A 10,167-nucleotide genomic window follows, 5' to 3' on the forward strand; every position below is an offset into this window, starting at 1 on the left:
GCCACTCTCCTCAACGCGGGGAACCCGCGCACGGAGGTGGCTCCCCTTGGCGCTAGCCTCTCCCTTTGGGAGAAGACCGCGCTGGCTCACCATTACCCATTACCCAATTCAACATCTGCAAGATTGCCTAACTTAAAGCTGAATTAATAATGACACAATTACGCCCCTTTCTTTTAGCTTGAAAGAGTGCTTCTTCAGCAGCAGCAATCAACATTGCGCTTGTGTTTTGATAGTTGGGTGTTGCAGTTGCAATTCCTAAGCTAACAGTGAGACCATTAGACGGAATTCCATCAAATTGAGATTTCGTCTGGGCGATCGCGTTGCGTGCCACATACCACATTTTATTTTTGATGTCAACATAATCAAAGATTCGCTGCAACTGCGAACTCACTTCGGGGTTGGGATCTATATGAGCGATCGCTAATTCCTTAATCCTCTCGCGAATGTTTTCTGCGATTCCCACCGCACCGCACGCATCTATTTGAGGTAAGATAACAGCAAATTTTGTCTCATCATAGTGTGCTATGAGAGTTGCTTGATACTTTAGGCATTCGTAGATAGTATTGCTAATTAGCTGTAAACTAATATTTGCAGCTTGATATCCGTGAGTGTCACTGTAAAACTTAAAGTAGTCAATTTCACACAAAATCACAGATAGCAGTGAAGGGTTTGTCAGCCAGTTCTGCCACTCGGTTTCTAAATATTTTTTGAAGTAGTGTAAATTAACGAACTTACCAAGTGCATTATCATATCTGATGAGTGCTTGTTGTGGTTGTTCTTCTAACAGAAGAGTTTGATGAGCGTCATTTTGCTTTAATATCTCTTGGCTAAAATAAAGGCGATACAACTCGCAGCGTATGGTAGCGCGATCGCTATCTAGTTTAACTAGACCCATACTTTCTAGTTTATAAGCAGCGATCGCGTCTAATTGATTCAGTCTCGTTGTACTCACAACTTGTTGCATAGCTGATATCAATTTGGGTTCAGCTTGAAGTAAACTTAAAAGTTCTCGTAGATGCTGGCTATAAATTCCAACAGGTGTAGAAGCTGTTTCTAATAACTTTTCTAGGGTCATCTTTCCCTGACGCAAATGATAAAGCGCTAAACTCGTCAGATATGGATGTCCTCCCACCATTGCTTGTAGAGCTGTCAAACGTTGCGCTCCTGACTCTGAAGCTGCCCAAGACAGTCCATAGCGCTCTGCCAAATTCTGTACCTGCTTCAAACTAAACGGAGGTAATGGAACAGTTACCCCAACATTAAAAGGAGATTGGTTCAGCTTGAGCGGGATATATATTTCTGTTGTATGAACCACCACTAACCGCAGTTTTTGCCAAGTCTTATCTTGCTTTGACTGTTCGTGCCAAAATCGCAACATCGGCAAAAAGTCTTGGGCAATATTAGGATGTTCAAAAACTAAATTGACTTCATTCAAAGCCAAGACTATCGGACTATCAATTTGCTCTAGCAAATAGGCTTCAAAATATATTTTGCAGCTTACCTTGCTGCCCATTTCTGCATCCCAATAATCATCCAAATTCAAAGCGAGGTTCAACTGCCTGGTGATATTAATGCAGAACCAACGTAAAAATTTATCTAGTGAAACAAAAACAGCTTCATCAGCTTCCTGAAAGTCCAAACAAACAGCTTGATAACCCTGCCCCTTAGCGTGAGCAATAATCCGGTTCAGCAGCGAACTTTTCCCCGTCTTTCTAGGTGCTTTAATTCGCATTAAGCAACCTGGTTGCATAATTTCGCTACAAACAAGTTCTTCAAGGGGAGGGCGATTGATGTAAAGATAAGAATTCAGCGGCATAGGACCGTTAGGAAACTTTATTTCACTGACTGTGACTAAATCTGGAGAAGTTTTTTCTGCCTTGATATCTTCTGTAAATTTTTGTTGGGGTTGGTTCTCCTCTTGAGGAATTTCGTCTTGGTCTAATTTACTCAATACGATATACAGATTTTTTTTTGTTACCTTCTCCCCCAAAGCCTCTGAAAGCTCTAGCCATAACTGTGAGCCAACTTGCTTAATATAATCGCTACCATAGCCCGATTCCTTTGCCATTTCGCTGTAAGTCTTTCCTTGCCACGATTGACAAAGCACAAACTGCTGAATCGAATCCAGAGGCTTGTGCTGTAGAATTCTTCCTATGTTTTTGAGGAGTTGTTCCACGGCTAAAGATTCATTAAGTATATTTACGTATAAAATTTTACGTTTTGTCACTATACATCTGAAGCATAATTTATAACATATATCTTAAGAATGATTTTAAAAAATTTAAAAATATGATATGTAGTCTTTAGTTCGGGTGGCTTTTGGTAAGCCGGACAGTTTTGTAATGGATCTCCACTTGTCTTGAGCGACTATTTTTATTGTTCGCGGAGCGTATGAGTGCGATTGAGAAGGCTGTCCGGCATAGTGTAAGCGAGAAGAATTCAAAAGAACTGGATAGTCTCTTAATAGGCGCCTGTATGACGCAGCACAACCCTAACAGTTTTCAGCAAAATTTTCAGATCAAGCCAAAGTGCCCAATTCTCAATGTAAGTAATATCTAATTTCACTCCATCTTCAAAATTTTCGATATCCGAACGACCAGAAACTTGCCACAATCCAGTGATACCGGGCAAAACTTCTTGTCGGATAAAATGCATAGTTTGAAACCTCTCTACATCTCGCAGAGGAAGAGGACGCGGACCAACTAAACTCATTTCTCCAAGTAAAACATTAAACAGTTGCGGCAATTCGTCCAAACTGTATCGGTCAATTCTGACACCACAAATATTTATTCTCATTGGATACCTGAGATTTTTTGGAATTACACTCATGACAGCTTTCAGTTTTCTACTACTTAAGATTTTTCTGAAGTACGCAAATATTATGGGGATTCATGAAGAGGAGGAAAGGGAAAATTCCCCCTCTTTTTCATCTTTTCTTTGGAATTGATGGCAAAGCAAATGAGCGGTTGTTTACACTCTCAAATGTAGAAAGTAGTTTTGTAACCAAAGAAGAATTGAAACTATTATGATTAAATTGGTTAAGTACCAGTTCATAACCTCGCTGTGCCTGGATTTCAGTTTTTTGAGGTTCGTTTAAGAGCTTGACAATTGTTTGCTTTAACTCGTTAGAATCGCCGATATTAACACCAGTAACGATACCCGAATTAATCAGTTCACCAATAATTCCTGACGAACGGGTTATGACTATAGGTCGGCGACAAGCCATCGCTTCAAACATTGTGGTCAATCCAGCTTGATAGTTATTCTCAAACATAGTGATGACAACTAAGTCGGAATCGCGATAAAGCTGCACCAATTCACACCAGTCATAAAAGCCATGTGACATGTTATTGGGTATGATTTTCGGGAATGTCTTTTTTTGTGCGATCGCGTTACGAGAAAAAGCGCAAATCTTCACATCAACATTCAAATCTTCAGTAGCAGCAGCCAAAGTTCGATAATCTCGCTTTTCCATACCTCCACTTGCAATCACCGGACGCAACTTTTTATCTGAGGAAAGTCCGGGTGTAAAGAAGGATGTGTCTATAGGTGGTGACGAAAGTAGATAAATACGGTTCTCTGGTAAGCCTAAGTAGTTGCGAAGAAATTCAGCTTGCGAAGTAAAACCTGTCACAAATAAATCAATCCGATTTGCTACGTCAAACAGCTTCGACGCTAAACGACCACGAGGTCGGTTGATATTGTGAATAAATACAACAATTTTAGGTCGATTGTGTTTAGCACCACAAAGCGTTGGACCGTCACCGACAACTGTTAAGAGAATATCTGGATGTGTTTGTTTTAAGATTGCCAAACTTTCTAGTAAGATTGGTAAACCTTTTGCTACAGCCAATCGTCCGACAAAAAGCAAGCGTTTGGAGTGCATGTTGTGAGAAACAACATCAAATAAAGCTGGGTCAATACCGCAATGAATGATATGCATTTGATTCCACTTTTCAATAGGTGCAAATATCATTCCTTGACTGCGTGCATAGTTGCTTATACAAGAAACAAATAGCGATCGCCTAATCTTTTCGTATAGTCGCCATTGATACCCTCTAAAAAATATATACGGTCCGTGCAAAGTAAAGCTATAACTAAAACCTCCAATGGAAGCAGCTAACATCGCCACAGTACCACTAGCTTCGGCAATATGGTTATGTAAATGTACTATCTGCCTTTGTTTGATTTGTTGAGCAAGAATACCCGCTTCGATAAAGTAGAACAATTGATACAAAAAACCCAAAAATCCTGGTTGGCTGGTTGACCATGCAAGCTTGATTGTTTGTAGATATCTTTTGGGAGAAGCAAGCAGTAAGCTGAGGTGCGCTAGCAGTAGGTTGATGAGATTGTTTTGAAGAATGTAGAAAGTGCGATCGCGTTCTTGTTTCTGTTCCACTCCAACCATGTGTTCATCCCCTGGACAGCGAACCGAAAACGTGTGTACGTCCACACCCATAGAGCGCAAAGTTGTTACTTCTCTAGAGATGAAAGTATCTGTCGCTCTGGGATATTCTCCAGTTAGGTAGGCAATACGCATAGATGTAATTGGTAATAGGTAATTGGTAATGGGTAATCGGTTAAGCAGCTTAATCCCCAGGAAAAATACTGCTCCATTACAAACCAGTCGGGTAAGACGCTGGTTAATAGATCAAGACATCTATCTAAGGGAGCATGAAACAAAATTACCCATAAGGCTGCAATGCCACGTAGCGCATCGACAAAATAGAAATAGACTTTGGGCTTAACGACTGAAGTTGTCGATGAGGCTTTGAGATCCATACATTCAGCCTCCTAATGGTTGCAAGGAGGGTGTCTTAGAAGATACTTCCAACAATTCGACATTGCTACAACTGCGCTCTAGTAGTCCGTCAAGGCAACGAAAGCGGGGTTTATGGTAAGAAAACCAAGTTCTTTTCTCCCCCTGCCTCCCCTGCTTGCCTTCACCGGTCAAAATTCGGTTGGTCGAGTACTAGTGCGGTGTCGAGCGAATATTTAGGCTGCCAATTTAAAATTTGTTTTGCACTTCGGTTGCTGAAGTGAAAATGCTTAAATCTAGCATCCAGCACTCTGGGAATAAAGATACCAGGTAGCCTTGCTTTTCCCTTCAATACTCGTTGGTTGTATGTCCACATAATCCAGGCTATGAAGCGCATGAGTGTCCAATTGACAGGAATCAGACGGGGTATAGAATAAGCGTGTTGCTTGAGTTTCTTGACATAGCTTCTCTGGGTGGGTAAGTTGTCATCAACGATATTCAAAGTTTGAGCGATCGCTTCATCGCATACAGCACTAACAATTGCTTATGCACAGTTTTCGACATATGTCAATGGCATTGTTGCATAACCACCGATTCGCAACCACAGGTTGTCTGTCAATTTACCCCCAAGCAAACTACTCCAGAGGTTATCTCGTCCGTAAATTAATCCGGGTCGGACAATCGTCACTTGTGCTGAGTGATTCTGCTCAAACTCGCGCACAAGTTGTTCTTGCAGCAGCTTGGTTTGAGCGTATTCATCTCGCTCAAGCGGATTACTTTCAATCAGCGAATCTTCGGTAATTGTTGTGCCGGATGAAATACCCTGATAGTCATACACCGAAAAGGTACTAATATCAACTAGTCGCAACACACCAGCGGCAATCATCGCATCAAGCAAGTTTTCGGTAGCAATGACTGTACCTGCAAATCGCGTGTAAAAGTCACCTTCTTTAGCGGCAGCCAGATGAATGACTGCATCCATCCCCCGGACAGCATCGACAATACCATCTTTGCGGCGCAAATCTAAACGGATTAGCTCTATATTTGGGTGATTGTGCCAAGTTAAGCGCTTTTCATTACTAGATGGTCGCACAACTGCACGAACTTGATGTCCTCGTCGCAATGCTTCGGCAACTACGTAGTTTCCTAAGAAACCGGACGCACCTGTTATTAATAACTTCATACTCGATTCGCCTCCGATAGTAGGGCATTAACTAATCTATTTGTCCGTTCCATATCTGCAAAACTGATTGGTGGTGCTTTACCATCAATTAGTGCTGCATAAGTTTGGTCTAAAAGCCGATGCATTCCTTCATAAGGTGTTTTTTGCATAATCTTGTTACGAAAGTTAGTAAATGATGCTCCAACCAAATCGCAACCGTTGACAAAATGATTTATTAGGGGAGATAGTAGTTCACCAGCGCGGGGAATGACACAACGCAGGTAAGGTTGAAACAAATCAGTTTCGGCATAACCTTTGGAACCGCGCACTATGACGTTGAAAGCTTTGGGTGGAGTGTGAGCGCTGAATCGAATTCGAGCGTGTGCTGAACCGGCGATGGCGATCGCATCGAGATCGTCATACTTAAATAAATTTCCACCACCATGATTACTCCATGCAGCACTAACGCGATCGAAATCGGGTATAAAGCGCACTATCAAGGAACACAAATGAGTAATGAAATCATGAATCACTCCTGCGGGCATTTTATGAATTGGATTAGGTAAGTTTTCGTCTGCGAATACTCCACCATCGCGAATAGGAAGCGCTATTGTGACTGAAACTTCTTGTATTTCACCGAGAACGCCATCTGCAACTAATTTTTCAATTGCGAGGATTGTTTCATTAAAGCAGTAATTTTGGTTTTCAATCAGCCAGCGTTTATGAGATTTTGCTAAAGCCCAAAGTTCTTTGAATTCATCGTAAGTAGGTGTAATCGGCTTTTCACAAAATACGTGTGCGCCGGCTTCTAAGCAGTGTGATGCAATTAGTTTGTGGGTATGAGGTGGAGTGAGAATGTGTACAACATCAGGCTTGATTTCATCTAACATTTGGCGATAGTCGGTGTAAATTGAGTCAGCGCCAAATCGTTGTGCTGCATAAGAAGCAGACGCTTTTGAAAGGTCACAAACACTCTTCAAATGTACGCGATCGCATGATGCCAAAAAACTTAAATGCTCTTTAGAAATTGCCCCTGTACCAATTACTGCTGATTTGAATTTAGTTACCATTAATACTATTTTTCCTTTATGTATATGTAGTGAGCGAGAAGATCGCTCAACCTTAAGCTGAAGTCGCACTTTTGTATTCCATAATCGTGCGCTGTTGTTTGAACAACCGAGAAATATGAAACTTGATTTGACCTTGTACTTTGGGAAATTTTTCTAACACACAAAACAGACCATAAACAATAGCATCTGTTGATTGATATCCACGTTTGAGTGTAAAGCGATAGACGCGATAAGCTAATGAAGCATAAGCCATAAATAATAAGAGTATGCTGAATCCTTGAGTTGGCAATATTATAGCGATCGCCAACAAAGGCAAAAACAAACCCCAAAACCAACTTCGCAAACTTTCTTTTACCCAGTGACGTTCCGGACTGCGACCATGTAGCCAAGCACCCTCAGCATAAGCATGACCATTGCGAATTTCCCGCTTCCACCACTGTCTAAAACGAGTGATTTGGGCATTATGCAATGTCATCTCTGCATCGATACGCCAAATTTTACCACCAGCTTGACGCAATCGCACACACAGTTCTGGTTCTTCACCGGCAATCAATGTTGGATTGAATCCTCCTACTTTTTTTAAGGCAGTTACCCTCATCATCGAGTCACCACCACAAATGAGTGCTTCACCAACAGGAGTATCCCATTCTATATCGCACAAGCGGTTATATATAGAATTATTTGGGAATTCTTCCCGACGCCGACCACAAACTACAACTACGTCCGATTGAGCATTTAATTGATGTATTGCACGTTTCAACCATCCCTCAACAATTCGACAATCTCCATCTACAAATTGGACAAATTCAATATCTGGTTTGACTTGTACTAAATATTCAAATCCTTTATTTCTAGCACGAGCAGCGGTGAACGGAATAGATAAATCGAGTTCTACTACATGGACACCAAGAGATTTTGCTTTTTCCACACTATTATCTGTGGAACCGGAATCAACGTAGACTACGATTATTGCTTCTTTGATTACTGATAGCAAGCAATTTTTCAGACGATTTCCTTCGTTGCGTCCGATGACGACAATTCCAATAGACTGCACCGTAATATCTCCTGTGAAAATTATTTTATGTTGTATGCAGGTTGCTTTTTTGATTTAGAGTAAAAACAACTGTGGTAAATAAAACCCAATACAGGTTAGCCCCATGCAGCAAAAGACTTTCTGTTAGATTATTCATTGCGAGAAAGATAAGATAAACTAATGACCAAAGTTTCTCTGGATTTTTAGTTGCATAAGCTTGTTTTAATGCCCGAAGAAAAACTGTGAAATAACTAATTAAAAAAAGTGAGAAGCCAATTAAGCCAACATCAAGTGCTAAATCAACAAAGCCATTGTGGGCGTGAGGTGGAACCCAGCCAGGCGATATTGCTTCACCGATTTCAGCTGCATATTGACTGTTAGGTGCCCAAAATGCACCACGCCCATAACCTAATAATGGTCTTTCCATTAATCTAATTAGTACATAACCCCATAGGGGCGTTCGTCCAGTTAAACTTGGGTCTCTTCCTAAAGCAGTTAACAGTTCAATCCAATAAGTTAAAACTAATACACTGAGACATCCCAGAATCAGAATTCCAATGTTTGTGAAAATTACGCTTATTTTTCCCTGCCAGCGAAAGTTTTTATAAAAAATTATTATTAATATAAGCACAAAAGAGATAACAAGAGAAGTTTTTGAAGTTGAGAGCACCATTAATATTACCGAAAAAATAAACCCAGCCCATTTATATAAATGTGAGTTTTCTTTTGGGAGTAAAAAAAATGTTAATGAACTTAAAACCATCATACTTCCCAGACCATTTTTGTGTCCGTATATTCCTTTCCATGCTCCTAGATGTTCTCCGAGTCCATCCGCTCCATGTATGCCAATCTCTGGGTATCCAAGGGCGAAAATTGTACTAATAATACTTCCTAAAAATAAAGTAGAGGCAACAAGTTGTACCTGCTCTTTCAAGCTAAATCGTATAGCAAAATATAAGCTAAACGAAGTCATCATTAAGATATTTCTGGCATTAAATAACGTAAAATCTGGAAATTCTGACCAGCTAAACGAGACAAATGCTAATGCAGTTAATATACAGATTAAGATGTTTCGACTAACTGTGATTATTGTGCTTTTCCAGAAGACGCAAACGAGAATGCTTGACATTCCCCAAATAATAAATCTGATTAATGTGACAACGGCTTCTGGAAGCACAAGACCTAGAGAGTATACACCAAAGATGCCTGAGAAGAAACTTAAGCCTAAAATGATAAAACCTTTCTCGGCAAGTCTTAAAGATTTACTTTGACTTTGATTTTTCACGGTTGAAACATAAAAAAAGACAGATTAATTTGACTAAAAAGTTTTACTATATCTTGTCTCTTTCTGTACGAACCCACATGCTTTCAGGTTTTACTAAAAATTGAAGATAAACTGGTATCTTCCAGAAAACGTAAAAAGGAATGGTTAAAAGTTCGTGTATGGGTAAGTCTTGACGAGCGAATTTAGCCCAAGCTATAAAAATTGCCATCAAAAAACAAAACCCCGCTGTAGCGACAATTGCTGCTGCTATCCATGATGTTGCGAAAATTGCAAACAGCAGAGAAACGGTCATCAGCAATAACCAGATAACAACAAGCAAAGATAGAGGTGGTACACACAAATCTAGAACACTCAGCAACAAGTCAAACCTTTTTTGCTTCACTGCTTCTTTGAGCAGAATAGGGACATAAATCTGCAGATTTTGGAAATAGTTTAACCATTCTGGTGTGAGAATCCGCTGATGAAAAACCATACCACAAATATCACAACTAATTAAAGAAAAAGTTTCTTCTTTTAGTAGTGCGATAACATCTTCGCTGTAGTAACACTTCTCAATAAAAGAGCGAGTGGGTTCCGAAGTAAATTTTCCTTGCCAAAGGGGATGTAATTTAGAGGAACCGCAGCTTATGCAGTGCGATCGCTCTCGAAATGCAACAGTTTTTTGAGAGAGCAATTCTGAATTGAGGTTATGTTTAGTCATGTTTATTGCAAAATAGTGAAAATTTTGCGGTAGTCCCCTGCAACAACTCACGACAAATGTGGACAGGCAAGTTAGGTAGATCCGCAACCACCCACGAATATTTTTGATGTTCGCGCTTCGCGTCTCCCCTTGGGAGAAGCCTGTCCACATTTGTAAGC

At 40.4% G+C, this 10,167-nt stretch carries 8 protein-coding genes and 3 pseudogenes; all 11 read right to left on the reverse strand.

The genetic code is table 11. The features are described from left to right. Positions 1-127: 127 nt before the first annotated feature. Entirely contained in the window at positions 128-2,227 is a 2,100-nt protein-coding gene (locus PI95_RS33145) for an AAA-like domain-containing protein (protein ID WP_163519418.1), read from the reverse strand. 233 nt (positions 2,228-2,460) lie between these two features. After that, positions 2,461-2,793: pseudogene (locus PI95_RS33150) on the reverse strand (sugar transferase); the annotation flags it as partial. A gap of 133 nt (positions 2,794-2,926) precedes the next feature. Further along, positions 2,927-3,475, reverse strand: a complete 549-nt coding sequence (locus PI95_RS36450; protein ID WP_336507652.1) for a glycosyltransferase — start codon at positions 3,473-3,475, stop codon at positions 2,927-2,929. A 279-nt stretch (positions 3,476-3,754) separates the two neighbouring features. Continuing rightward, a pseudogene (locus tag PI95_RS36455) lies at positions 3,755-4,540 on the reverse strand (glycosyltransferase); the annotation flags it as partial. Beyond that, positions 4,522-4,782 (reverse strand): hypothetical protein, encoded by a 261-nt coding sequence (locus PI95_RS33160; protein WP_163519419.1) that lies wholly within the window; start codon positions 4,780-4,782, stop codon positions 4,522-4,524. The gene PI95_RS33160 and the pseudogene PI95_RS36455, both read right to left, overlap by 19 nt. A 161-nt stretch (positions 4,783-4,943) precedes the next feature. Beyond that, positions 4,944-5,261 carry a hypothetical protein gene (locus tag PI95_RS36460; protein WP_236117297.1) on the reverse strand — a complete coding sequence of 106 codons (318 nt, stop codon included), beginning with the start codon at positions 5,259-5,261 and terminating at the stop codon, positions 4,944-4,946. Positions 5,262-5,303: 42 nt separating this feature from the next. Further along, positions 5,304-5,942: an NAD-dependent epimerase/dehydratase family protein gene (locus tag PI95_RS36465; protein WP_236117298.1), complete on the reverse strand. Its 639-nt coding sequence runs from the start codon at positions 5,940-5,942 to the stop codon at positions 5,304-5,306. After that, positions 5,939-6,991 carry a Gfo/Idh/MocA family protein gene (locus tag PI95_RS33170; RefSeq protein ID WP_039747504.1) on the reverse strand — a complete coding sequence of 351 codons (1,053 nt, stop codon included), beginning with the start codon at positions 6,989-6,991 and terminating at the stop codon, positions 5,939-5,941. The genes PI95_RS36465 and PI95_RS33170 overlap by 4 nt, the downstream gene beginning before the upstream one ends. A 52-nt stretch (positions 6,992-7,043) precedes the next feature. After that, positions 7,044-8,045 carry a glycosyltransferase gene (locus tag PI95_RS33175; RefSeq protein WP_039747503.1) on the reverse strand — a complete coding sequence of 334 codons (1,002 nt, stop codon included), beginning with the start codon at positions 8,043-8,045 and terminating at the stop codon, positions 7,044-7,046. Between the two features lie 25 nt (positions 8,046-8,070). Then, the gene (locus PI95_RS37355) at positions 8,071-9,309 is read right to left on the reverse strand and encodes an O-antigen ligase family protein (protein WP_039747501.1); all 1,239 of its coding nucleotides are present in this window, start codon (positions 9,307-9,309) and stop codon (positions 8,071-8,073) included. A gap of 46 nt (positions 9,310-9,355) precedes the next feature. Continuing rightward, positions 9,356-10,167 (reverse strand): annotated as a pseudogene (locus PI95_RS36475) (hypothetical protein); the annotation flags it as partial.

The sequence above is a fragment of the Hassallia byssoidea VB512170 genome (genome assembly GCF_000817785.2).
Taxonomy (GTDB): domain Bacteria; phylum Cyanobacteriota; class Cyanobacteriia; order Cyanobacteriales; family Nostocaceae; genus Hassallia; species Hassallia carrinoi.